Annotated in this window: 25 protein-coding genes; 14 read left to right on the top strand and 11 right to left on the bottom strand. The window is 44.1% G+C overall.

What is annotated here, in order from left to right; translation table 11 throughout:
• Positions 1 to 9: 9 nt before the first annotated feature.
• Positions 10 to 1,247 (top strand): IS3 family transposase gene (locus tag OCV20_RS02350; protein ID WP_261881422.1). Its coding sequence is split into 2 segments (ribosomal slippage): positions 10 to 382 and positions 382 to 1,247, totalling 1,239 coding nucleotides; the frame shifts between segments, so codons are not numbered across the junction.
• 64 nt (positions 1,248 to 1,311) lie between these two features.
• Here the strand turns inward: OCV20_RS02350 and mscS are convergent.
• The 5 genes from mscS to tkt all read right to left on the bottom strand — a co-directional run bounded on the left by mscS (position 1,312) and on the right by tkt (position 8,376).
• The gene (gene mscS, locus OCV20_RS02345; RefSeq protein ID WP_048605830.1) at positions 1,312 to 2,178 is read right to left on the bottom strand and encodes a small-conductance mechanosensitive channel MscS; all 867 of its coding nucleotides are present in this window, start codon (positions 2,176 to 2,178) and stop codon (positions 1,312 to 1,314) included.
• A gap of 377 nt (positions 2,179 to 2,555) precedes the next feature.
• Positions 2,556 to 3,632: a class II fructose-bisphosphate aldolase gene (gene fbaA, locus OCV20_RS02340; RefSeq protein WP_010435694.1), complete on the bottom strand. Its 1,077-nt coding sequence runs from the start codon at positions 3,630 to 3,632 to the stop codon at positions 2,556 to 2,558.
• A gap of 155 nt (positions 3,633 to 3,787) precedes the next feature.
• Positions 3,788 to 4,951 (bottom strand): phosphoglycerate kinase, encoded by a 1,164-nt coding sequence (locus OCV20_RS02335; RefSeq protein ID WP_017059064.1) that lies wholly within the window; start codon positions 4,949 to 4,951, stop codon positions 3,788 to 3,790.
• A 166-nt stretch (positions 4,952 to 5,117) separates the two neighbouring features.
• Complete coding sequence (epd, locus tag OCV20_RS02330) at positions 5,118 to 6,167, bottom strand: erythrose-4-phosphate dehydrogenase (RefSeq protein WP_048611458.1); 1,050 nt, start codon at positions 6,165 to 6,167, stop codon at positions 5,118 to 5,120.
• 214 nt (positions 6,168 to 6,381) lie between these two features.
• Positions 6,382 to 8,376: a transketolase gene (tkt, locus tag OCV20_RS02325; protein ID WP_086774743.1), complete on the bottom strand. Its 1,995-nt coding sequence runs from the start codon at positions 8,374 to 8,376 to the stop codon at positions 6,382 to 6,384.
• A gap of 357 nt (positions 8,377 to 8,733) precedes the next feature.
• On the opposite strand from tkt, the gene metK reads away from it, so the two are divergent.
• From metK to OCV20_RS02280, 9 genes are all read left to right on the top strand, one after another.
• Positions 8,734 to 9,888: a methionine adenosyltransferase gene (gene metK, locus OCV20_RS02320; protein WP_017062234.1), complete on the top strand. Its 1,155-nt coding sequence runs from the start codon at positions 8,734 to 8,736 to the stop codon at positions 9,886 to 9,888.
• 368 nt (positions 9,889 to 10,256) lie between these two features.
• On the top strand, positions 10,257 to 11,054 hold the full coding sequence (locus tag OCV20_RS02315; protein ID WP_017069586.1) for a DUF2189 domain-containing protein: 798 nt from the start codon (positions 10,257 to 10,259) through the stop codon (positions 11,052 to 11,054).
• An 80-nt stretch (positions 11,055 to 11,134) separates the two neighbouring features.
• Entirely contained in the window at positions 11,135 to 11,635 is a 501-nt protein-coding gene (locus OCV20_RS02310; protein ID WP_086774742.1) for a SprT family zinc-dependent metalloprotease, read from the top strand.
• A 96-nt stretch (positions 11,636 to 11,731) separates the two neighbouring features.
• Positions 11,732 to 12,463, top strand: a complete 732-nt coding sequence (locus tag OCV20_RS02305; protein WP_017062237.1) for an endonuclease — start codon at positions 11,732 to 11,734, stop codon at positions 12,461 to 12,463.
• A 153-nt stretch (positions 12,464 to 12,616) separates the two neighbouring features.
• Complete coding sequence (rsmE, locus tag OCV20_RS02300; protein ID WP_048615674.1) at positions 12,617 to 13,348, top strand: 16S rRNA (uracil(1498)-N(3))-methyltransferase; 732 nt, start codon at positions 12,617 to 12,619, stop codon at positions 13,346 to 13,348.
• 9 nt (positions 13,349 to 13,357) lie between these two features.
• The gene (gene gshB / locus OCV20_RS02295) at positions 13,358 to 14,308 is read left to right on the top strand and encodes a glutathione synthase (protein WP_019822368.1); all 951 of its coding nucleotides are present in this window, start codon (positions 13,358 to 13,360) and stop codon (positions 14,306 to 14,308) included.
• A gap of 104 nt (positions 14,309 to 14,412) precedes the next feature.
• Positions 14,413 to 14,976 (top strand): YqgE/AlgH family protein, encoded by a 564-nt coding sequence (locus OCV20_RS02290; RefSeq protein ID WP_048611435.1) that lies wholly within the window; start codon positions 14,413 to 14,415, stop codon positions 14,974 to 14,976.
• A 59-nt stretch (positions 14,977 to 15,035) separates the two neighbouring features.
• Positions 15,036 to 15,458, top strand: a complete 423-nt coding sequence (gene ruvX / locus OCV20_RS02285; RefSeq protein ID WP_081230758.1) for a Holliday junction resolvase RuvX — start codon at positions 15,036 to 15,038, stop codon at positions 15,456 to 15,458.
• A gap of 100 nt (positions 15,459 to 15,558) precedes the next feature.
• Positions 15,559 to 15,696, top strand: a complete 138-nt coding sequence (locus OCV20_RS02280) for a hypothetical protein (protein ID WP_202910134.1) — start codon at positions 15,559 to 15,561, stop codon at positions 15,694 to 15,696.
• Positions 15,697 to 15,770: 74 nt separating this feature from the next.
• Here the strand turns inward: OCV20_RS02280 and OCV20_RS02275 are convergent, their stop codons facing one another.
• The gene (locus tag OCV20_RS02275; protein WP_017062241.1) at positions 15,771 to 16,880 is read right to left on the bottom strand and encodes a PilT/PilU family type 4a pilus ATPase; all 1,110 of its coding nucleotides are present in this window, start codon (positions 16,878 to 16,880) and stop codon (positions 15,771 to 15,773) included.
• Positions 16,881 to 16,894: 14 nt separating this feature from the next.
• Positions 16,895 to 17,932 (bottom strand): type IV pilus twitching motility protein PilT, encoded by a 1,038-nt coding sequence (locus tag OCV20_RS02270; protein ID WP_086774741.1) that lies wholly within the window; start codon positions 17,930 to 17,932, stop codon positions 16,895 to 16,897.
• A gap of 26 nt (positions 17,933 to 17,958) precedes the next feature.
• Between OCV20_RS02270 and OCV20_RS02265 the strand changes: the two genes are divergently transcribed.
• The 4 genes from OCV20_RS02265 (at position 17,959) to yggU (ending at position 20,514) form a co-directional block, all read left to right on the top strand.
• Positions 17,959 to 18,663 (top strand): YggS family pyridoxal phosphate-dependent enzyme, encoded by a 705-nt coding sequence (locus OCV20_RS02265; protein WP_086774740.1) that lies wholly within the window; start codon positions 17,959 to 17,961, stop codon positions 18,661 to 18,663.
• A gap of 78 nt (positions 18,664 to 18,741) precedes the next feature.
• On the top strand, positions 18,742 to 19,560 hold the full coding sequence (proC, locus tag OCV20_RS02260) for a pyrroline-5-carboxylate reductase (protein ID WP_086774739.1): 819 nt from the start codon (positions 18,742 to 18,744) through the stop codon (positions 19,558 to 19,560).
• 76 nt (positions 19,561 to 19,636) lie between these two features.
• A complete protein-coding gene (locus OCV20_RS02255; protein WP_017067798.1) occupies positions 19,637 to 20,194 on the top strand; it encodes a YggT family protein in 558 nt (185 codons plus the stop codon).
• 29 nt (positions 20,195 to 20,223) lie between these two features.
• Positions 20,224 to 20,514 carry a DUF167 family protein YggU gene (gene yggU, locus OCV20_RS02250; protein WP_009847703.1) on the top strand — a complete coding sequence of 97 codons (291 nt, stop codon included), beginning with the start codon at positions 20,224 to 20,226 and terminating at the stop codon, positions 20,512 to 20,514.
• Positions 20,515 to 21,016: 502 nt separating this feature from the next.
• Here yggU and OCV20_RS02245 read toward each other — a convergent pair.
• The 4 genes from OCV20_RS02245 to OCV20_RS02230 form a co-directional block, all read right to left on the bottom strand.
• Positions 21,017 to 21,724, bottom strand: a complete 708-nt coding sequence (locus OCV20_RS02245; protein ID WP_086774738.1) for an SDR family NAD(P)-dependent oxidoreductase — start codon at positions 21,722 to 21,724, stop codon at positions 21,017 to 21,019.
• Positions 21,725 to 22,032: 308 nt separating this feature from the next.
• On the bottom strand, positions 22,033 to 22,191 hold the full coding sequence (locus OCV20_RS02240; protein WP_261881421.1) for a hypothetical protein: 159 nt from the start codon (positions 22,189 to 22,191) through the stop codon (positions 22,033 to 22,035).
• A 3-nt stretch (positions 22,192 to 22,194) separates the two neighbouring features.
• Entirely contained in the window at positions 22,195 to 22,605 is a 411-nt protein-coding gene (locus OCV20_RS02235) for a hypothetical protein (RefSeq protein ID WP_086774737.1), read from the bottom strand.
• A complete protein-coding gene (locus OCV20_RS02230) occupies positions 22,602 to 23,030 on the bottom strand; it encodes a M15 family metallopeptidase (RefSeq protein ID WP_086774747.1) in 429 nt (142 codons plus the stop codon). Before OCV20_RS02230 ends, OCV20_RS02235 begins: the two co-directional genes overlap by 4 nt.
• Between the last annotated feature and the right edge of the window lie 19 nt (positions 23,031 to 23,049).

The raw sequence follows: 23,049 nt of genomic DNA, 5'->3' as shown, positions 1-23,049 counted from the left end.
GGACGAATTATGACTACTTCAAATAATACCTACGTTAAGCGCACTCAGCGTGATTACACACTAGGCTTTAAATTACAGGTTGTCGCCGCTGTAGAAAGAGGCGACATGACATATAAACAGGCCCAAACCATTTATGGTATCCAAGGCCGCTCAACCGTTTTAACCTGGCTTCGAAAGCACGGGAAGATGAATTGGGCGCAAAATCCAAGGATAAATGTCATGCACCAATCACCTAAGCCTAAAGAATCACCGGCACAGAAAATAAAACGTCTTGAGAAAGAGTTGGAAGACGAAAAAATCAAGAATCTCTTCTTAAATAGAGTGGTTGATATTCTTGATGCTGAGCACGGAACCAGTCTCAGAAAAAAGTATCTAGCCAAGGAGCAAGAAGCCTTCAAAAACAAGAAGGAATAAGTTTAGTTCGAGTATGTAGGCTATGCGGCATAACGAGGCAGAGTGTTTATCAAAGAGAAAAGCGAGCTCATCATCGTCAGTTAGATCTTAAACCGATTAAAAAAATGGTGTTGGATATTAGGCGTTATATGCCTCGGGTTGGTACTAGGAAGCTGTATTTTTTGCTTAAACCCAAACTACAAGAACAAGGTATCAAGTTAGGCCGAGATGCGCTTTTCAACTACTTACGCGCTGAACGATTATTGGTAAGACCTAAGCATAGTTTTACAAAAACGACCAATAGTAGACATTGGATGAAAAAATACCCGAACTTATTAAAGGATTACCAGCCATGTGGTCCAGAGAGTGTGTTGGTGAGCGACATAACCTATGTTCAATCTGATGAAGGAGTTCACTACCTATCATTGGTTACGGATGCGTTTAGTCGAAAAATAATGGGCTATGAGCTGAGCAATGAAATGAAAGCGACGGATGTCGTGAAAGCGCTAGATATGGCTATCAAAGGGCGTCGATATCATCGTTCTTGTATCCATCATTCAGATCGTGGTCTGCAGTATTGCTCAGGTGTATATCAAGATAAATTGAAAACTAGCGGCATAATGCCTTCGATGACAGATGGTTATGACTGCTACCAAAATGCCTTAGCAGAAAGAATAAATGGGATCCTGAAACAAGAGTTCTTACTTGATAGGTGTAAGAATCTTGAGGAACTTAAACAACTAGTAAAAGAGTCTATCAATATCTATAACAATATGAGGCCGCACCTCAGTCTCATGATGAAAACTCCAAATGAGGTGCATGAAAAAAGCCAACAGCTGGCGCTGTTGGCTTAGTAGAAATACTGTCAACGTATTTTAGGACGAGACAAAGCTTATAGTTATAAAAACTAACTAGAAATTAAGCTTCTACTTTATTCATGTGTACATCCATTTGCGGGAATGGAATTTCGATACCTTCGTTATCCAAGCCTTCTTTGATTGCTTGCATAAGGTCAAAATACACATCCCAGTACTCTGCTGTGTTAACCCATGGGCGAACAACAAAGTTAACTGAAGAATCAGCAAGTGTATGAACACCAACTTGAACACCAGGCTCTTTCAGTACACGCTCATCAGATTCACAAATCTTAGTCAGTAGCGCTTTTGTCTTTTGAAGATCAGCGTTGTAAGAAACACCAATCATCAAATCAATACGACGAGTATTATGACGAGAGTAGTTAGTAATTGGGCTACCGATAACGCTACCGTTTGGTACCACTACCATTTTGTTATCTGGCGTTGTTAGAACAGTTTGGAAGATCTGAATTGAATCAACTGAACCTGCTACACCACCAATTTCCACATAGTCACCAGACTTGAATGGACGGAATGCAACGATAAGTACACCAGCAGCAAAGTTAGAGAGTGAGCCTTGTAGTGCAAGACCAACGGCTAAACCAGCCGCACCAATAACAGCAACTACAGATGCCGTTTGAACACCTAAACGACCAAGTGCAGCAATTAAAACAATAACAAACAATAGGTAGCGAACTAAGCCGTGAATAAATTCCACAACAGCTCGGTCCATTTTCTTCTTCTGAAGAACCTTAGACACGCTATTCGCTACTGCTTTAACAATAAGGTTACCAATAAATAGAATTATCAGTGCTGAAATGATATTTACGCCATATTGGATAAATAAATCTGAATTATTTGTTAACCACTGCTCTGCTTGAGACAAACCATCCACAAGTGGAGTCTCAATCGCTGTCGAACTATCAGCCATAATGTGCATCCTCTATATAATATGCTATGGGCTAAACTGCCTTAAGCCTAATTTACTCTGCAATATAATAAACAGTTTAATTACCGTTAAGTCATTGTGTTAAAAGTAAATTAAAGCCAAGTCCTTTTTATAAACTGAACCAAGTTCAGTTTTTCGGCACGATATCCTATCTTTGACAGATTGCAAAGTCATATTTATGTAAGCTTTTGAATTATTAAAACTTACCGATAAACACAAATACCGATAACTAAAAGACTACGAAATTTATTCACCGTAGGCTAGGTTTTTCACATATTTAATACAAGTTTTTATCAGACATAAAAAAACCCGCTCGATGAGCGGGTTTTTAAAACTTAAAGAGTACTTAATTCAAAGAATTATAGTACGTCTACAGCGTTAAGGTCAGCAAATGCTTTCTCTAGACGAGCAACCATTGAAGCTTGACCAGCACGTAGCCATACGCGTGGATCGTAGTACTTCTTGTTTGGAGCAGCTTCGCCAGTTGGGTTGCCGATTTGACCTTGTAGGAAATCGAAGTTGTCAGCAGAGTACTGACGGATACCGTCCCAAGTTGCCCACTGTGTATCAGTATCGATGTTCATTTTGATAACACCGTAGCCGATAGACTCTTGGATTTCTGCTTCAGAAGAACCAGAACCACCGTGGAATACGAAGTTTAGAGCGTTAGGTGCGATACCGAACTTCTCTGCACAGTATGCTTGAGAATCACGCAGGATAGTTGGAGTAAGTACAACGTTACCAGCTTGGTAAACACCGTGTACGTTACCGAAAGATGCAGCGATAGTGAAACGTGGGCTAACAGCCATTAGTTTCTCGTAAGCGTATGCTACGTCTTCTGGAGAAGTGTAAAGCTCAGATGCGTCCATATCAGAGTTATCAACGCCGTCTTCTTCACCACCAGTACAACCAAGTTCGATCTCGATTGTCATGTTCATTTTAGCCATGCGCTCTAGGTACTTAGCACATGTTTCGATGTTCTCTTCTAGAGACTCTTCAGAAAGGTCTAGCATGTGAGAAGAGAATAGAGGCTTACCAGTTTGTGCGAAGAACTCTTCACCAGCGTCTAGTAGACCGTCGATCCATGGAAGAAGTTTCTTAGCAGCGTGGTCAGTGTGCAGGATAACTGGAACACCGTAAGCTTCAGCTACAGCGTGTACGTATTTTGCACCAGCTACAGCGCCAAGAACTTGTGCGCCTTGACCTTCAAGTTTAACGCCTTTACCTGCGAAGAATGCAGCGCCGCCGTTAGAGAACTGAACAACTACTGGAGCTTTAACTTTAGCAGCTGCTTCTAGTACTGCGTTTACAGAGTCAGTACCAACAACGTTTACAGCAGGAAGAGCAAATTTGTTTTCTTTTGCTACTTCAAATACTTTCTGTACGTCATCGCCAGAAATCACACCAGGTTTTACAAAATCGAAGATCTTAGACATGGAAATAGTCCTATTTATTCTATCGTTTTAAGATTAAAAAACTTAAGTTTAAAAACTTGCAATCGTTTGCTCACAACTTATGCCATTCTAGCAAAAAAGTGTGATATGCAGCAAACGTTAAAAGGCGAGATTCACATCTCGCCTTTCTAAATCAATTATGCTTTAGCACGCTCTTCAAGCATTGCTACTGCAGGAAGTACTTTACCTTCAACGAATTCAAGGAAAGCGCCACCGCCAGTAGAGATGTAAGAAACGTCAGCTTTGATACCGAACTTGTCGATAGCTGCTAGCGTGTCACCACCACCTGCTACAGAGAAACCTGCAGACTCAGCGATTGCTTTAGAGATACCCGCTGTACCCGCTTCGAAGTTCTTGAATTCGAATACGCCTACAGGGCCGTTCCAAAGGATTGTTTTAGCGTTGCCGATGATTTCAGCTAGTGCCGCAGTTGAATCTGGACCAAGGTCGAAGATCATGTCGTCGTCTTGAACTTCAGAAACGTGCTTGATTTCAGCTTCTGCGTTTTCGTCGAATGCTTTAGCACATGCAACGTCAGTTGCTACTGGGATAGCACACTCTTTCATTAGCTTTTGAGCCGTTTCAACTAGGTCAGCTTCGTATAGAGACTTACCTACGTTGTGGCCTTCAGCAGCGATGAATGTGTTCGCGATACCACCACCAACAACAAGCTGGTCAGCAATTTTAGAAAGAGATTCTAGAACGGTTAGTTTAGTAGAAACTTTAGAACCACCAACGATAGCCACTAGTGGGCGAGCTGGGTTGTCCATTGCTTTACCAAGCGCTTCAAGCTCAGCAGCTAGAAGAGGGCCAGCACATGCTACAGGAGCGTAAGTACCAACGCCGTGTGTAGAAGCTTGAGCACGGTGAGCTGTACCGAATGCATCCATTACGAAGATGTCACATAGTGCAGCGTATTGCTTAGAAAGTGCTTCTTCGTTCTTCTTCTCGCCTTTGTTAAAGCGAACGTTTTCAAGAACAACTAGTTCACCAGCGTTTAGCTCTAGGCCGTTTACGTAATCTTTAGCTAGTTTAACTTCGCAGTCTAGTGCGTCGTTTAGGTAGTTAACTACAGGAGCTAGAGAGAACTCTTCGTTGTATTCGCCTTCAGTAGGACGACCAAGGTGAGAAGTAACCATTACCTTTGCGCCAGCTTCTAGGCAAAGTTTGATAGTTGGTAGAGATGCAAGGATACGTGCATCTGAAGTTACTTTACCGTCTTTTACTGGTACGTTTAGGTCAGCACGGATAAATACGCGTTTACCTGCAAGTTCCAGGTCAGTCATCTTGATCACAGACATGATTTGTCCTCTCAAATTTAAATAAATATAAAGTTTTGGAAACTCAGCAACCCTGCTAAGCCTATAAATTATTCAACTGGTAATTCTTTCACTACTAATAATATGTGGACTCTTAGTATTTATTTCAAGCTAAAAAATAAATAATCCGCACATTTGCTTCTAGGTCTTACTTCTTGCCTTCAGAAGCTTGCATTGCAAGAACCGTATCCAGCATTCGGTTCGCAAAGCCCCATTCATTATCACACCACACTAGCATTTTAACTAAGTGGCCGTTGCTCACTCGCGTTTGTGAACCATCAACGATTGCGCTATGGGGATCGTGATTAAAGTCGATGGAAACGAGCGGCGCTTCAGTATAGTCAACTATATTGTGTAATGTACACTGGGATGCATTAACAATGGTTTGATTTACGTCATTAACTTTCACATTTGCATTAATTGTGACACTTAAATCCATAGCTGTTACGTTTACCGTCGGCACACGCACAGATATAGCTTCAAATTTGTTGGAAAATTTCGGGAAGATTCTTTCAATACCTTTATGCAACTTGGTATCGACAGGAATGATCGATTGGCTTGCTGCTCGAGTACGACGTAAATCGCTGTGATACGCATCGATAACTTGTTGATCATTCATTGAAGAGTGAATAGTCGTAATCGTACCGGATTCAATGCCAAAGGCGTCATCAAGAACCTTAATGATAGGGACAATACAGTTGGTGGTGCATGAACCATTGGAAACGATTCGGTGGTCCGCTTCGATGGTATCGTGATTCACACCATAGATAATGGTGTTATCGAGGTCATTGGCACCTGGGTGAGAAAACAGTACCTTTTTTGCCCCTGCAGCGATGTGCGCGAGGCCGTCATCTCGGCAACCATAAACACCGGTACAGTCGAGAACAATATCCACCTCAAGGTCACGCCAAGGCAACAGATCAATATCAGCAAGATGTAAGATACGAATGGTATCAAACTCGCCCTTGTCTTCAGCACCAATGCCATGATGGACATAGATGTGCTCTTGATCGTTAGAGATTTTCTTACCGAAGCGGCCGTGACTGGTGTCGTACTGCAATAGGTGAGCCATAGCGTCAGGCTGAGCAAGCTCATTGACCGCTACTACTTTGATTTGTTGGCTTTTGCCACTTTCATAGACAGCGCGCAATACATTGCGCCCTATTCGTCCAAATCCATTTATCGCGACTTTTAGCATAGTTCCGTACATCTAACCAAAATTTCGTGCAACAGATGATAACTGAATCCTACCCAAAAGGCATTACTTGAATAACTCAGCTTGTTCATGACAGATTGATCTGTTGCTTATAGAGATGAGTCTAGGAGAAAACAAATCCCAGAGACAAAAAACCGAGCTCAGCGCTCGGTTTTTTTATTCATTTCATTGTTAGCACTAAGCTAGCAATCAATGATTAAGCAAGAAGCTCTTTCGCGGTGTTTACTACGTTTTCAGTAGTGAAACCGAACATCTTGAATAGCTCGCCTGCTGGTGCAGATTCGCCGAACGTTGTCATACCAATGATTTTGCCACCAAAACCAACGTACTTGTACCAGAAGTCAGCGATGCCAGCTTCTACTGCGATACGAGCAGTAACGTCAGATGGAAGTACAGACTCACGGTACTGCGCATCTTGCTTGTCGAACGCGTCAGTTGCAGGCATAGATACTACGCGTACTGCTTTGCCTTCAGCGGTTAGTTGTGCAGCTGCTTCAACAGCAAGCTCAACTTCAGAACCTGTTGCAATGATGATTAGTTCTGGCTTACCAGCACAATCTTTCAGGATGTAACCACCCTTAGCGATATTAGCTACTTGCTCAGCGTTACGATCTTGTTGTGCAAGGTTTTGACGAGAGAAGATTAAAGATGAAGGACCATCTTTACGCTCAATAGCCAGTTTCCAAGCAACTGCTGATTCAACTTGGTCACATGGACGCCATGTGCTCATGTTTGGAGTCAGACGTAGAGATGCGATCTGCTCAACCGGTTGGTGAGTAGGACCATCTTCGCCTAAGCCGATAGAGTCGTGCGTGTAAACTTGGATGTTCTGAACTTTCATCAGAGCAGCCATACGCATTGCGTTACGAGCGTATTCCATGAACATTAGGAACGTTGCGCCGTATGGTACGAAACCACCGTGCAGAGCGATACCGTTCATGATAGCCGTCATACCGAATTCACGTACACCGTAGTGGATGTAGTTACCAGAGAAGTCAGTTGCTTCAAGAGACTTAGAACCAGACCACATAGTTAGGTTAGAAGGCGCAAGGTCAGCAGAGCCACCCATGAATTCTGGAAGCATTTGACCAAACGCTTCTAGTGCGTTTTGAGATGCTTTACGTGAAGCGATGTTTGCTGGGTTAGCTTGAAGATCAGCAATGATTGCGTTTGCTTTCTCTTCCCACTCAGCTGGAAGTTCGCCGTTAGTACGACGTTTGAATTCTGCTGCTAGCTCAGGGTAAGCCGCTGCGTATGCGTCAAACTTTGCATTCCACGCTGCTTCTTTCGCTGCGCCTGCTTCTTTTGCATTCCACTCAGCTGCAATATCCGCTGGGATTTCGAAAGGACCGTGTTCCCAACCCAGTGCCGCTTTAGTTGCTGTGATTTCATCAGCGCCTAGTGGAGCACCGTGACAGTCGTGCGTACCTGCTTTGTTTGGAGAACCAAAACCGATGATAGTTTTAGTACAGATAAGTGTAGGGCGAGGGTCCGCTTTAGCCGCTTCAATTGCTGCGTTTATAGCGTCAGAGTCGTGACCATCCACCGCTGGGATTACATGCCAGCCGTAAGCTTCAAAACGCTTAGGTGTATCGTCAGAGAACCAACCTTCAACTTCACCATCGATAGAGATACCGTTGTCATCCCAGAAAGCAACCAGCTTACCAAGACCAAGCGTACCTGCTAGCGAACATGCTTCGTGAGAGATACCTTCCATCAGACAGCCATCACCCATGAATGCATAAGTGTAGTGGTCTACAATGTCGTGGCCTTCTTTGTTGAACTGAGCAGCAAGCGCTTTCTCTGCCATTGCCATACCAACAGCGTTCGTGATGCCTTGACCTAGAGGACCAGTCGTTGTCTCGATACCAGGAGCGTAACCGTACTCTGGGTGACCTGGAGTCTTAGAGTGCAGTTGACGGAAGTTTTTCAGGTCTTCAATTGAAAGCTCGTAACCTGCAAGGTGAAGCAGAGAGTAAATCAACATTGAACCATGGCCGTTAGACAAGATAAAACGGTCGCGGTCAGCCCACTCTGGGTTTGCTGGGTTGTGGTTCAAGTGGCCACGCCAAAGAACTTCAGCGATGTCAGCCATACCCATAGGTGCGCCTGGGTGGCCTGAATTTGCTTGTTGAACACCGTCCATGCTAAGTGCGCGGATTGCATTGGCTAGATCTTTACGAGAAGGCATGTCTGCTCCTGAGTACATAAGCGATTTAAAAAAGAGATAATTGCTAAAATTTTCATTTTTATTAGCGCGGGTATTCTCTCAAACGACTATTGCGACTGCAAACGTTTTACTGGCATTTTAACGGTCATTTTTCGCAATTTTCGAACATTTACATCACTTGGCCGTGGCTTATATCAATAGATACGCAAACGATTAGTTATGACATATCATAAAAAAGAGCTTGTAATTCGACCGCTGGAATTTAGAATAGCCGTCTAGATGTAGAAACACCTACAAAATATACTGTATTTAATGGCGGCGCTTCCTAGCTTGCGACGCCATAAACTATTTACACCAAAAACTAAAAGTGGAGCTCTCATGGCTAAGCACCTATTCACTTCTGAATCTGTTTCAGAAGGCCATCCAGATAAAATTGCAGACCAAATCTCTGATGCTGTTCTTGATGCCATCTTGGAACAAGATCCAAAAGCACGTGTTGCTTGTGAGACTTACGTTAAAACCGGCATGGTTATGGTTGGCGGTGAAGTAACAACGTCTGCATGGGTTGATATCGAAGAAATCACTCGTGAAACAGTACGTGAAATTGGTTACGTTCATTCTGATATGGGCTTTGACGCTGACTCTTGTGCTGTTCTAAACACAATTGGTAAGCAGTCTCCAGACATCAACCAAGGTGTTGATAAAGAAGACCCTAAAGAGCAAGGCGCAGGCGACCAAGGCATCATGTTTGGTTACGCGACTAACGAAACTCCTATCCTAATGCCAGCTCCAATTACTTACTCTCACCTTCTTGTTAAGAAGCAAGCTGAAGTACGTAAGAGCGGTAAACTTGACTTCCTTCGCCCAGATGCGAAATCTCAAGTTACGTTCCAATACGACCAAGGTAAGATCGTTGGTATCGACGCTGTTGTTCTTTCGACTCAACACTGCGATTCAGTAACAACACCTGACCTACGTGAAGCAGTAATGGAAGAGATCATCAAGCCAGTACTTCCTGCTGAGTGGATCAACAAAGACACTAACTTCTTCATCAACCCAACAGGCCGTTTCGTAATCGGTGGCCCAATGGGTGACTGTGGTCTAACAGGTCGTAAGATCATCGTTGATACCTACGGCGGCGCAGCTCGTCACGGTGGCGGCGCATTCTCAGGTAAAGATCCATCAAAAGTTGACCGTTCTGCAGCTTACGCGGCTCGTTACGTTGCGAAAAACATCGTTGCTGCTGGCATGGCTGACCGTTGTGAGATTCAACTGTCTTACGCTATCGGTGTTGCTGATCCAACATCTATCATGGTTGAAACGTTTGGTACTGAAAAAGTAGCTCACGAAATCATCATCGAAGCAGTTCGTCAAAACTTCGACCTACGTCCATACGGTCTTCAAGAGATGCTGAACCTTCTTCAGCCAATCTACAAGCAGACTGCTGCATACGGCCACTTCGGTCGTGAAGAGTTCCCTTGGGAAGCTACTGACAAAGCAGCAATCCTTGCGGACTTCGCTGGCCTAAAATAATTTAGCCACTGCGATTTGTTTCTTTAAAGCCCTTACTTCTTAGTAAGGGCTTTATTTTTATGTACTTACCGAACTTTCACTCGCCATTCTCTTATCTAACGCCCTTCTTTACCGTTAACCACTTAGTATAAAAAAACGCTGATAATTTGTGTTTTCTAACACTACTGACAATAGTTAAGGTAACTCCTAAGCGATCAAGCTCACATTTAACTTAAATTAATTCAGTCTGATAACGCTCGTTAAATGCACGCTAGAACAAAAACTGGGATGACAAAGAGCAATTTAGCTCAACACCATAACTCTCACACAAGCCACATCGATGAGCCTTATGGAATTATAACTAGGACGTTATTTAACTAGGGGGATCTATGCCTCGTACCGCGCACCCATCCGAACTGAACGATAAAAAACACAAGGTCAGCGATAAGGATTACGCTCGCACCATTCCTTGCAACCAAATCAGTATTTCCGCACCCTTTCATTGGTTATCGCTTGCTCTGCATGACTTAGTAAGAATGCCATTAATCAGCGCATTCTACGGTTTGTGCTTTATGGGAGCGGCAATCGCCATTGTTCAACTTGTCCAATGGCAAGGAACACACTTGGTCGTAATGCCTAGCCTGATCGTGTACATGCTGATAGGGCCGTTTCTTGCTCTGGGTTTGTATGACGCAGCTTGGGAAAGAGAAAAAGGCCACAACGCCAGCCTACTGCACTCGATGAAAGCCATTACTCGCAACTCCACCCACCAATGGGCCTTTGCGATTGTATTGATGGTTGCGATGATATTCTGGATGCGTATCGCTGCGTTATTGCACGCGCTCTACCCTTCAGTGCAAGGCGCACCGTTAGCTGAGTTCGCTCCCTTCTTAATCACAGGCTCTGTGATTGGTTTTGTTATCGCAAGCCTCATATTTAGCATCTCAGCATTTTCAATTCCACTGATGATGGAGAGACGCGTTGATGTGATGAGTGCGATTTTCACTAGCTTTAATGCCGTGAAATCGAACATCCCTGCGATGGTGGTATGGGCGAGTATTATTTGTGCTGGTATTCTGGTGGGGTTTGCTACCTACGGCATCGGAATGATCGTCACTATGCCGCTACTTGGTTATGGTACATGGCATGCTTATCACGAGATCATCAAGAAGAATCACCATCTATAAATAATCGCCATATTAACGAGCAATGTTATGATGAGGCCTTAGCTTAAACGCTGAGGCCTTTTATTTGGAGTTAACAACGTTTGTCTTACACCCCGCAACAACATCGAGCAAATAAGAAATTGGCCGAGTGCCTAGCTATCGCAAATCAACATTTCTCTCGTGAATTCCCTCACCCAATTATCACCTTCAAGTTAAGAGGCAAAGCGGCGGGAAAGGCCTACCTTCAGCTCAACGAAATTAAGCTCAATCACGTACTATTCGCTGAAAATGAAGACGCCTTCATCAACGAGGTTGTGCCGCATGAACTCGCGCACCTGATCACGCATCAGGTTTTCGGACGTGTTAGGCCTCACGGAAACGAGTGGAAATACGTGATGGAAAAAGTATTCAACGTGCCAGCCAGAACAACTCACGGCTTTGAAATCGCTTCAGTTCAAGGGAAAACCTTTGAATATCGATGTGAGTGCACCACCTACCCATTATCAATCAGACGACACAACAAAGTACTTCGAAATCAATCGACCTACCGCTGCCAATTGTGCCAGCAAACCTTAGCTTTTACGGGAACTCAGCTAAGCTAGTGACAGGTTGATTTACTCGATAGAATAAATCTAATAGAGAGATCTAACATTTGAGTGCTAGACTGATGTTTATCATACTTTTATCAGTCTTTTTCTATGCAAAAACTCACCTTCAAAGCATTTGGCCTACCTGTGTCTTTTTACTTAACAATAGTATTTGGCCTACTGGTAACCCAAAGCGTTCTCGCCGCACCACCGAGCTCATTTTCCAAAGCAAAAAGAGAAGCGGTGAAGATTTATCTCGACCATCCGACTTCATTTTATTGCGGCTGTGACATTACATGGAAGGACAAAAAGAAAGGCATTCCCGACCTTGATGGCTGTGGTTATCAAGTCCGAAAACAACAAAAGCGAGCGAGTCGAATTGAGTGGGAACATGTGGTTCCAGCTTGGCAATTTGGCCACCAGCGTCAGTGCTGGCAAGATGGTGGGCGCAAGAACTGCACTCGCAATGACAAAGTGTTCAAATCCATGGAAGCCGATCTTCATAACCTAACTCCGGCCATTGGCGAGGTTAACGGTGATCGCTCCAACTACAATTTCAGTCAATGGAATGGCATGGATGGTGTGAGCTATGGTCAGTGTGAAATGCAGGTCAACTTCAAGCAGCGTAAAGTTATGCCGCCAGACAGAGCAAAAGGCTCTATCGCGCGTACTTACCTTTACATGAGCCAAGAGTATGGTTTCAAGCTATCTAAGCAACAAACCAACCTGATGATGGCATGGAACAAGCAATTTCCTGTCGACAAGTGGGAATGTACTCGTGATGAGCGAATCTATGCCATCCAAGGTAATCACAACCCATTTGTTTACCCTGCTTGTAAATAACGTCGCTCGTACAATCAACATTCCTAACTATCTCAAACAAGAGTTTCAGAATTGCCCCTGAAACTCTTGCTCTACCCTTGTTTTTTCAACTAAAAGCATCCATGTTAGGCAGAGACAAAATACCCAAATGAACATATTTATAGGTTTACCAGCATGAGAATCCCTCGTATCCATCACCCAGAACGCATTCATCAGTTAGGTTCACTCGCTTTAGGCGAAGATGCCGCGGGTCATGTTGGTCGTGTCCTTCGCATGAAAGAAGGCCAAGATGTCCTTCTATTTGATGGCAGTGGCGCTGAATTCCCTGCGACGATAGCTGAAGTCTCAAAGAAAAATGTCACCGTTAATGTTTCTGAACGCATCGAGCGCAGCAGCGAATCTCCGTTAGACTTACATTTAGGCCAAGTGATTTCACGTGGCGACAAAATGGAGTTCACGATTCAGAAATCGGTTGAGCTTGGTGTGAACACCATTACCCCTCTGATTTCAGAGCGCTGTGGCGTTAAGCTTGATACAAAACGCTTCGAGAAAAAACTCGCACAGTGGCAAAAGATTGCTATCGCGGCGTGTGAACAGTGTGGCCGCAATACGGTTCCAGTCATTCGCCCAATTATGCAGCTTGAAGAGTGGTGCAGCGAACCAAGCGAAGCACTAAAGCTAAACCTACACCCTCGTGCAAAGTACTCAATTAACACCCTTCCAGAACCTATCAGCAAGGTGCGCCTATTGATTGGTCCTGAAGGTGGCTTGTCAGCTGAAGAAATCGGCATGACAGAACAATACAAATTTGAAGAGACGCTACTCGGCCCACGTGTACTTCGTACTGAGACAGCTGCTCTAACCGCAATTACTGCCTTACAAGTCCGTTTTGGCGATCTAGGCTAGGAGAAAAAAATGATCAAACTTGGCATCGTAATGGATCCAATTTCATCCATTAACATCAAAAAAGACTCTAGCTTTGCCATGATGCTTGAAGCTCAACGTCGTGGTTACGAAATCCATTACATGGAAATGGATGATCTACACTTAGATCAAGGCGTAGCCATTGCTGACACTAAGGTTGTAGAATTAAAAGAAGATCCAAACGGTTGGTACGAATTCAAGTCAGAACAGACAATCGCGCTATCTGATTTAGATGCAGTATTAATGCGTAAAGATCCTCCATTTGATACTGAGTACATTTACGCGACTTACATTCTTGAGCGTGCTGAAGAGAACGGCGCACTGATCGTAAACAAACCACAAAGCCTTCGCGACTGTAACGAGAAGTTGTTCACGGCTTGGTTCCCTGAACTAACCCCGACCACCATCGTGACTCGTAAAGCGGAAAAGATTAAAGAGTTCCGCGAGAAGCACGGTGATGTGATCCTTAAACCACTTGATGGTATGGGTGGTGCATCTATCTTCCGCGTGAAGGAAGGCGATCCAAACGTATCGGTGATCATTGAAACGCTGACTAACCACGGTCAGAACTACGCAATGGCACAGACTTTTGTTCCTGACATCAGCAATGGTGATAAACGTATTCTTGTGGTTGACGGTGAGCCAATGCCTTACTGCCTAGCGCGTATTCCGGCTAAAGGGGAAACACGCGGTAACCTAGCAGCCGGCGGTACGGGTGAAGCTCGTCCGTTAAGTGAAACAGATTGGGCTATCGCGCGAGCAGTGGCTCCTTCACTAAAAGAAAAAGGCTTAATCTTCGTGGGTCTTGACGTTATCGGTGACAAGCTGACAGAAATTAACGTAACTAGCCCTACTTGTATCCGTGAAATTGAAGCTGCTTTTGATATTTCGGTAACAGGTAAATTAATGGACGCAATCGAGCGTCGCGTTAACGCTAAATAGCCTAAACTAAAGAAAGCCTTAGCTACTCGCAAACGGCACAGAATCAATGAGCGGCTTCACGCCGCTCTTTTTCCTTTACTGGGAACACACTGGCAGGAGGCTCTATGAATTTAACGAACCACTTTCTGGTTGCTATGCCCGGAATGAAAGACCCCTACTTTCAAAATTCGGTAATTTACCTTTGTGAGCACAACGACGAAGGCGCGATGGGCTTAATGATCAACGCCCCTATCGATGTCACTGTCGGCAGCATGCTTAAACAAGTTGAGGTTGATTCTGAGCAGCCGAAATCCAACCAAGCAAGTCTTGATAAGCCAGTATTGAACGGTGGACCGGTCGCAGAAGACCGTGGGTTTATTTTGCACAAACCTAAAGGCAGCTATCAATCCAGCATCAACATGACAGATCAAATCTCGGTGACAACCTCAAAAGATATCTTGATGGTGTTGGGCACAGAGGATGAGCCGATGAATTATTTAGTCGCACTTGGATATGCAGGATGGGAACCAGGACAACTGGAGACCGAACTGACCGAGAACTCATGGTTAACCGTTGAAGCCGACCCGAAGGTCATCTTCGATACACCGATTTCTGACCGCTGGAAAGTCGCCGTGCAGATGTTAGGCATTAATGCAGCTCAGCTTTCAGCAGACGCTGGTCACGCCTAGCTCAAATCAGCTAAATAAAATAACAGACACTCTCAAACACAGATAAATTTGGAAACCCCATGTCACGAACAATTATGGCATTTGACTACGGTACAAAAAGTATCGGCAGTGCGATAGGACAAGAAATCACGGGCACCGCAAGCCCTCTAAAAGCTTTTAAAGCCAAAGATGGCATCCCAAATTGGGACGATATCGAAAAGCAAATTAAGGAGTGGCAGCCGAACCTAATTGTAGTCGGCCTTCCTACCGACCTTCATGGTAAAGACTTAGCAACCATCACACCTAGAGCAAAGAAGTTCGCTAACCGTCTTAAAGGACGTTTTGGTGTCGATGTTGAACTACATGATGAAAGACTATCGACCACAGAAGCAAGAGCCGACCTTTTTGAAATGGGTGGCTATAAAGCATTAAGCAAGGGCAATGTCGATAACCAGTCTGCAGTCGTCATTTTAGAGAGCTGGTTTGAAGCGCAATATTGTTAATAAAAAATTAATCACTAAATACTGAAAGTATTTTTTGAACCTATACTAATTATACGACGTAATGTCTAACACATTAATAATTAGATAAGTGAGAATGATTATGAAAATTTTTCTAGTAATCTTCGTAGCTCTAGCAATATCAGCATGTAGTTCGACAAGCTCCAATAATGCAGGTTATATGAATCATACCTCGACTGACGTAGGCGTAATCATTGAGCCTAAGAACAAGAAGCGTTGATAATACAGACGCAGTCGAACGATGAATCTGATGAACGCCTGATTTTAACCTAGAATCATATCAGGCGTTTTTTATCACCCCATATCAATCTTAACGCCAGCCAACGCACCAGTTCCGTAGTCATCATCACCACGTCTAGTTTTGAGCATTAAACGCAAGTCATTAGCAGAATCGGCACTGTGGAACGCGTCCTCTTCGCTGATCTTGCCTGCTATCACTAAATCATACAAAGCTTGGTCAAAAGTCTGCATACCTATCTCTTTCGATTTAGCCATGGTCGCTTTCAGTTCGTGTAGTTCACCACGACGTATCAAGTCAGACACACGAGGGCTATTCAGCAGAATCTCGAATACACCATGACGCCCGCTGCCATTCTTATCGCGAATGAGCTGCTGAGCGACAACACCGCGCAGGTTCATCGACAGATCGAACAGGAACTGCTCTTTCTGTTCTTTCGGCACCAAATGAAGAATACGCTCTAGCGCTTGGTTAGCGTTATTGGCGTGCAAGGTTGCCATACACAAGTGACCCGTTTCAGCAAAAGTCATCGCGTATTCCATGGTTTCACGACTACGAATTTCACCAATCAAAATCATATCTGGAGCTTGGCGTAGCGAGTTCTTAAGCGCGACTTCATAGCTCTCGGTGTCGAGCCCGACCTCACGTTGCGTCACGATGCACTTTTTATGTTCGTGCACAAATTCAATAGGGTCTTCAACCGTCAAGATATGTCCCGAGCGATTGGTGTTGCGATAGCCTGTCATTGCAGCCATTGAGGTCGATTTACCAGAGCCAGTCGCACCAACCACCAGCACAAGTCCGCGCTTAGCAATTGATAGGTCCTGTAGTACATCAGGAAGCTTTAGTTGCTCAAAGGTTGGAATATTAGTCTCGATTCGTCGAATGACCGCTCCAGGTAGCTCTCGCTGAAAGAATGCACTGACACGAAAACGACCAAAGTCTCGCACGATTGCAAAATTAGCCTCACGCGTTTGCTGATATTCATCACGTCGATCTTGTTCCATCATCGCATCAAGTAATTGAGCAACCTGAGCCGCATTCAGCTTCTCTCCTTGGGGGCGTAATTCACCATCCACACGAAACAGGATTGGCGCATCGACCGTGATATAAAGATCCGACGCCTTTTGTGAAAGCATCCCCTCAAGAATTTGATTCAATTCCATTTTGTTCACCTTGGTTAAAACATTGAGGTTTCAATTTCGATCTTTTTCTCGACCTCTTCCGAATCAACCATGCCCTGCGCCATCAGTTGTTTCGCGTTTTGCTCCATGGTCTGCATACCATGCGCTGCGCCCGTTTGAATGATCGAGTACATCTGCGCAACCTTATCTTCACGAATCAAGTTTCTGATCGCAGGTGTTGCCATCATGATTTCATGACACGCCACACGACCACCACCAACACGCTTTAGCAGCTTCTGGGCTATCACCGAGCGCAGTGATTCAGACAACATCGAACGAACCATATCTTTATCGCTACCAGGGAACACATCGATAATACGGTCGATCGTTTTAGCCGCAGAACTAGTATGCAAAGTACCAAACACTAAATGACCGGTCTCTGCTGCGGTTAGCGCTAAACTGATCGTCTCTTGGTCACGAAGCTCACCAACCAGAATCACGTCTGGATCTTCACGTAACGCACTGCGCAACGCCGCTTTAAAGCTATGAGTATCACGGTGAACTTCACGCTGGTTGACTAGGCATTTATTGTTGGTGTGAACGAACTCAATCGGGTCTTCAATCGTCAGAATATGCTTATTGTGGTTGCGATTTACGTAATCAACCATAGCCGCAAGAGTTGTTGATTTACCTGAGCCAGTTGGACCAGTAACGAGCACTAAGCCTTTTTCGTAGTTAGCAATCCTTTCGAAGATCTCAGGTGCACCTAACTGATCTAAAGTCGGGATTTCGACAGGAATAGTTCGAAAGACAGCAGAGCAGCCACGAGCTTGGTTAAACGCATTAACACGGAAGCGACCAACATTGGGTAATTCAAAAGAGAAGTCGACTTCCAATTTTTCTTCAAACTCGCCGCGCTGTGAATCGCTCATGATCTCAAAAACCAAACGATGAACATCAGCATGACTCAAAGCTGGGATTCCAAGCTTCCTTACTTCACCATCTATACGTACCATTGGAGATACACCCGCAGAAAGATGTAGATCTGACGCGTTATGCTTTACACTAAAATCTAGTAACTCAGTGATATCCATTTATTTTCCCTTAAGTAAAGTCAGCTATGAGTAGTATTCAACAAAATATCGAACAAATCACCTCACAGATTCGTAGTGCTGAGCAAAAGTGCGGACGAGCTCCAGAGTCCGTGCAACTTTTAGCCGTCAGCAAAACTAAACCTATTGATGCGATTCTAGAAGCCGCACTCGGAGGCCAAGTTGCCTTTGGTGAAAACTATGTTCAAGAAGGTGTAGATAAAGTAAAACACTTTTCAGAACAACATTCTAACCTAAATTTAGAGTGGCATTTTATTGGTCCAATTCAATCCAATAAAACCCGCCCAATCGCAGAAAGCTTCCAATGGGTGCATTCAGTCGATCGCGATAAGATCGCGCAAAGGCTTAATGACCAACGACCAAGCGAACTTCCACCTTTGCAAGTGTTGATTCAGGTAAACACCAGTGGTGAAGAGTCCAAATCTGGAACCTCAGAAGAGACAGTTTTTGCACTGGCGGAGTTGATTTCATCGCTCCCCAACCTCACCTTAAGAGGATTGATGTCGATTCCTGCAAACGTATCTGACTATCAATCTCAGCTTAATGCATTCTCTCAACTGGCAGAGCTTAAAGACAAGCTAGCCGCGAAGTATTCAGACATTGATACCCTTTCGATGGGGATGAGTGGTGATATGGGTGCAGCAGTTGAGGCTGGTAGCACAATGGTTCGTATTGGAACGGCTATTTTCGGCGCTCGTGATTACGCGAAATAGCCGTAGTAAGTAACGACAAGTACAAGTATTGATACCGCTTCGCCTTATCCGCGCAGCGACACGCTCAGGATTTTATATATGGAACATAAGAACATCGCCTTTATCGGGGCGGGAAACATGGTTCGCTCAATTGTAGCGGGCTTAGTTGCGAGTGGTTACCCAGCGCAAAAGATTACTGCGACAGCACCTTCAGAGACCAGAAGGCTGCCGTTAGAACAAGAATACGGCATCAATACCACCAGCGATAATATTGCAGCAGCAGAGCAAGCAGACGTTGTTGTGTTATCCGTGAAGCCACAAATGATGGCTGATGTATGTAAACCCTTACAAGATATCGACTTCAGCAACAAACTGGTTATCTCAATTGCCGCGGGTATTAATGCGAATCGACTCAATGAGATGTTAAACTGCCAACTGAACCTTGTTCGTGTGATGCCAAATACGCCATCACTGCTTGGTAAAGGGATGAGTGGTCTTTATGCCGATGCAACTGTCAGCCAAGATGATAAAGACTTTGCTTCTCAGCTGATGCAAGCTGTTGGTGAAGTAAGCTGGGTTGAACAAGAGTCTGGAATCAACAACATCATTGCGGCGGCGGGTAGTGCTCCGGCTTACTTCTTCCTGTTTATGGAAGCGATGCAAGCTGAAGCAATCAACCAAGGTTTTGACCAAGAAACCGCTCGTAAGCTAGTGCAGCAGTCTGCATTAGGCGCGGCAGAGATGGTGGTAGCAAACCAAGATACTGAATTATCAACACTGCGTGAACAAGTGACATCAAAAGGCGGCACGACCGCAGAAGCACTACGCACGTTTAACGAACATCATTTATCAGACATCGTAGCAAAAGCCATGCAAGCGGCAGTTGCTCGAGCTGAAGAGATGGAAAAACTGTTTTAGTACCAATCAAGGTAAACAAGCATTTTGCCGCTCAGGTTATATCTAAGCGGCAAGTAAATCCGAAAAAGGAAACAATATGAACTCGATGAGCTTTCTGATCTCGACCGTTTTTGATCTTTACATCATGGTTGTGATCTTGCGTATCTGGCTACAAGCATCACGTGCAGATTTCTACAATCCATTCTCACAATTCATCGTAAAAGCGACACAACCAGTTGTTGCACCGCTACGCCGAGTTATCCCATCAATCGGCAGCCTTGATCTGGCGACGGTTGTTTTTGCTTACGTGCTGTGTGTACTTAAGTTCGTTGCTCTAAACCTGATTATTTCTGGCGGCGCTGCCGTTTTCGATATTAGCTTCCTAATCTTTGGTGCACTGTCTCTGCTCAAAGCGGCTGGTGGTTTGATCTTCTGGGTTCTACTTATCCGTGCAATCCTAAGCTGGGTAAGCCAAGGTCGTAGCCCAATAGAGTACGTGTTCCATCAACTGACTGAACCAATGCTAGTACCTATCCGCCGTATCCTTCCGGACATGGGGGGTTTCGACCTAAGCGTACTGGTTCTGTTCATTGTTCTGCAATTTGCGAACTTCCTAATGGGCGACATGATTGGTCCTATTTGGTATCAGCTATAATTCAAGTACAAACATCAGGTACTTTGACGATGCCAAAAGCGGTTTGGGCCGAGGAAGACGATATTCTTCTCAGGCTCTATATCCAACCCAAAGCAAGCCGAGACAAAATTGTCGGCTTGCACGGTGAGGAACTGAAAATTGCCATTACTGCACCACCGGTTGATGGCAAAGCCAATGCCCATTTAGCGAAATACCTTGCGAAACAGTTTAAGGTCGCAAAAGGGCAAATTAAGATAGAAAAGGGAGAACTCGGTAGGCACAAGCAAGTTCGAATATGCTCGCCAAGCCAAATCCCAACTGAAGTCAAAGCCATCCTATGATGGCTTTTTTACCAACTCAAATCATTGATTTTACTTAACTTTTAACAGAGCCTGACCATAAAAAGACCACAACTTGATAAGTGATGGATTCCAAGTCAGCATGTTGGGAATTCGAATCTCTCCGCCCTTACCATATATCTGCATTTTTTATCTATGTGTTTTACCAAGGCGGTATCTTGGTTTCAAGAAACCACGTAACAATAAAGTTTGAAACCTTTCAGTAGTTGCATATCTCAACCGATTTTTGTTCTGGCGAGTTTTGCCCCTTTATTCGTTAGACCAAATAATCTACACAATTCAGGGGGCGTGGTGTGTTTGCCCGACTAAAAGTTATCCGAACTCAGCAATCCTCCAATTTATGCCACATAGAACAATCTAACCTATTAGCTTTTTCATTAACTTATTGATTTCATAATGAGGCCTCAAAAGAAATACCACATTATCTATCCATGAAATAGGCTAATCACCCGTATAAAAAGCGTTATACCTATCTCTGATAGGTCTACTCTAAGTCTATAATTCGACACCTTATGGATAGTGTGCTTACAGCAGCCCCTGGAGATAGACTTCGAATAAATCTAAGTGCTTTTGCTAGGTCTTGTGTTTCAATTTTAAATTTATTATCAATACGCCCATCATTAGTCATATCGGTATCTACAACGCTAGGGCATAAACAGCAAACCTTTACCCCAAAAGGGAGCAGTTCGTGATAAAGCGATTGGCTATAACTAACAATTGCAGCTTTTGTCGCTGAATATGCTGCAATCTTAGGGACTGGCGCCAAACCAGCAGTAGAGCCAAGGTTATATATTTCCCCGTAGCCTTGCTGTTTCATTTTCTCCGCAACTAAATTACAAGCAGTGATTGTAGATAATAGATTTACGTTTACCAACTCAGAAAGTTTAGCTAAGGAAAGGTTAGTATTGCCTGCTGCCAAAACGCCAGCACTATTAACCATAGTATCAATATTTTCATGCTGTTTAATGATTGATGTAATAGCAGTTTCAACTTCAGATGGGTTATTGAAATCGACTGACATTGTCTCAGCTAGACATGAGGAATAGCATGACTTGAGCTCTGCTTTAGTCCGCTCTAGGTTTTCATTATTTAAGGAAAGTAACACCAAAGTGTATCCTTCCTGAGCAAAGTAATGAGAAATAGCTTTACCAATACCGCGACTAGCGCCTGTGATTATGGCAACTTTAGACATAGTGTATCCCTAAACTGTGTAATAAGTGCGTTGTTAGGTTAATGTACTAAATAGTTTCCAAAATTAGAACTGGTCTTTGCACCGTAAGCACACTAAGGTTTCAAGATATTTTTTCTAACCTGACCGAAACGGTTTATAGCCGTGGCCGCAAATCGTTTTTGTCCAAAAATAAGTTTCAGACGTTAATACACATCGACAGTTAATTACGCTTTTTGCGCTTGGTTGTCGTGTTCTTAGCTTTCACCACTTTCCCACCCCTTGCAAAGCGGTAGCCTTTCTTTAGTGTGCCGTTTGCTTTTAACCCTGCTTTAGCCATTGTCATTCTTCCATTCTAATTTTGATATACGCTTATCGTGCTCTTGCTGTGTTCGTGTCACTTTGAGCAACAAGTAAATTGTCCAAGCGGTTAAGGCTGGATTTATCTCACCTGTTAGACCTGCCAATGCATTTATGATTGCGCCGTCCAATGCTTATTTCCCCTTAAATTTATGCGAGAAAAACTCAAGCAGATAGCGCAACATTGACCGCATTCCTAACGTATCAATCACCACTGCAAAGACGACGTACCAGTAATAATCAGGTATCACTTCGAGTGAACTAAACCCCTGCGCTACGTAACTTGCATAATCAGGGATAAAGGCCAGCATCAACGGGATAAAAACAACCAACAAGATAAACTCATCTTTCCAACCACGCTGTTTAATACTGAGTTCATCAAGGTTAGCGGATTGCTCATCGCCTGATTGCAATCGCTTCACCTTTGCTGTGTGCCTTTCTTGCTCCATCTCATCTTGTCGTTTGAGCTTATTGGCCTTATTGATACCGTGTTGCTTATACGCATCAATACCGCCTGTAATGAGGTTTGCTAGTGCGCTTATCATGCGTACACCCGTTTATCGAGTTCGATATGAGGACCATCTTTAAAGCTGACCCAATCACCGCCCCATACAATCGGAATACCTAACTCATCCGCTGCCTGTTTGAATGCCCAACTCACTTGTTCGTAATAACTAAAGCCCCACGTCACTTTGCCGTTTTCGTCGTACACCACGAAATCAACCGCGCAGCCTGATTGGTGACGGCTTTTTTTGCTGTATCCGTCTAACTGGCTTGCGCCTTGTTTGAATAGAGCGTTCTGTTCCTCTGCGGTGCGCTTACCTGACGTAATGCCAAAATCAAACGGGGTTAGCTCAATAGCGCGGCGAACGACTCGCTTTAAATCACCGCGCACACCCACCATGCGCATCTCACTTTTAGCTGATAAAGCAAAGCCACTCACTATTTTGATTATCTTGTCTTTTTTCATTAGGTACCCCCCAAACAGG

The organism is Vibrio coralliirubri, from assembly GCF_024347375.1.
In the GTDB taxonomy this organism is placed as follows: Bacteria; Pseudomonadota; Gammaproteobacteria; order Enterobacterales; family Vibrionaceae; genus Vibrio; species Vibrio coralliirubri.
This window is presented reverse-complemented; position numbering and strand designations above follow the sequence as displayed.

What these genes read in the sequence shown, in the direction of transcription:
- ruvX (WP_081230758.1), top strand. Translation starts at nt 15,036, where the DNA reads ATGTCACGAACAATTATGGCATTTGACTACGGTACAAAAAGTATCGGC.
- tkt (WP_086774743.1), bottom strand. Translation starts at nt 8,376, where the DNA reads ATGCCTTCTCGTAAAGATCTAGCCAATGCAATCCGCGCACTTAGCATG.
- rsmE (WP_048615674.1), top strand. Translation starts at nt 12,617, where the DNA reads ATGAGAATCCCTCGTATCCATCACCCAGAACGCATTCATCAGTTAGGT.
- yggU (WP_009847703.1), top strand. Translation starts at nt 20,224, where the DNA reads ATGCCAAAAGCGGTTTGGGCCGAGGAAGACGATATTCTTCTCAGGCTC.
- metK (WP_017062234.1), top strand. Translation starts at nt 8,734, where the DNA reads ATGGCTAAGCACCTATTCACTTCTGAATCTGTTTCAGAAGGCCATCCA.
- mscS (WP_048605830.1), bottom strand. Translation starts at nt 2,178, where the DNA reads ATGGCTGATAGTTCGACAGCGATTGAGACTCCACTTGTGGATGGTTTG.
- OCV20_RS02265 (WP_086774740.1), top strand. Translation starts at nt 17,959, where the DNA reads ATGAGTAGTATTCAACAAAATATCGAACAAATCACCTCACAGATTCGT.
- gshB (WP_019822368.1), top strand. Translation starts at nt 13,358, where the DNA reads ATGATCAAACTTGGCATCGTAATGGATCCAATTTCATCCATTAACATC.
- OCV20_RS02335 (WP_017059064.1), bottom strand. Translation starts at nt 4,951, where the DNA reads ATGTCTGTGATCAAGATGACTGACCTGGAACTTGCAGGTAAACGCGTA.
- OCV20_RS02290 (WP_048611435.1), top strand. Translation starts at nt 14,413, where the DNA reads ATGAATTTAACGAACCACTTTCTGGTTGCTATGCCCGGAATGAAAGAC.
- fbaA (WP_010435694.1), bottom strand. Translation starts at nt 3,632, where the DNA reads ATGTCTAAGATCTTCGATTTTGTAAAACCTGGTGTGATTTCTGGCGAT.
- OCV20_RS02235 (WP_086774737.1), bottom strand. Translation starts at nt 22,605, where the DNA reads ATGATAAGCGCACTAGCAAACCTCATTACAGGCGGTATTGATGCGTAT.
- proC (WP_086774739.1), top strand. Translation starts at nt 18,742, where the DNA reads ATGGAACATAAGAACATCGCCTTTATCGGGGCGGGAAACATGGTTCGC.
- OCV20_RS02315 (WP_017069586.1), top strand. Translation starts at nt 10,257, where the DNA reads ATGCCTCGTACCGCGCACCCATCCGAACTGAACGATAAAAAACACAAG.
- OCV20_RS02255 (WP_017067798.1), top strand. Translation starts at nt 19,637, where the DNA reads ATGAACTCGATGAGCTTTCTGATCTCGACCGTTTTTGATCTTTACATC.
- OCV20_RS02245 (WP_086774738.1), bottom strand. Translation starts at nt 21,724, where the DNA reads ATGTCTAAAGTTGCCATAATCACAGGCGCTAGTCGCGGTATTGGTAAA.
- OCV20_RS02230 (WP_086774747.1), bottom strand. Translation starts at nt 23,030, where the DNA reads ATGAAAAAAGACAAGATAATCAAAATAGTGAGTGGCTTTGCTTTATCA.
- epd (WP_048611458.1), bottom strand. Translation starts at nt 6,167, where the DNA reads ATGCTAAAAGTCGCGATAAATGGATTTGGACGAATAGGGCGCAATGTA.
- OCV20_RS02280 (WP_202910134.1), top strand. Translation starts at nt 15,559, where the DNA reads ATGAAAATTTTTCTAGTAATCTTCGTAGCTCTAGCAATATCAGCATGT.
- OCV20_RS02270 (WP_086774741.1), bottom strand. Translation starts at nt 17,932, where the DNA reads ATGGATATCACTGAGTTACTAGATTTTAGTGTAAAGCATAACGCGTCA.
- OCV20_RS02275 (WP_017062241.1), bottom strand. Translation starts at nt 16,880, where the DNA reads ATGGAATTGAATCAAATTCTTGAGGGGATGCTTTCACAAAAGGCGTCG.
- OCV20_RS02305 (WP_017062237.1), top strand. Translation starts at nt 11,732, where the DNA reads ATGCAAAAACTCACCTTCAAAGCATTTGGCCTACCTGTGTCTTTTTAC.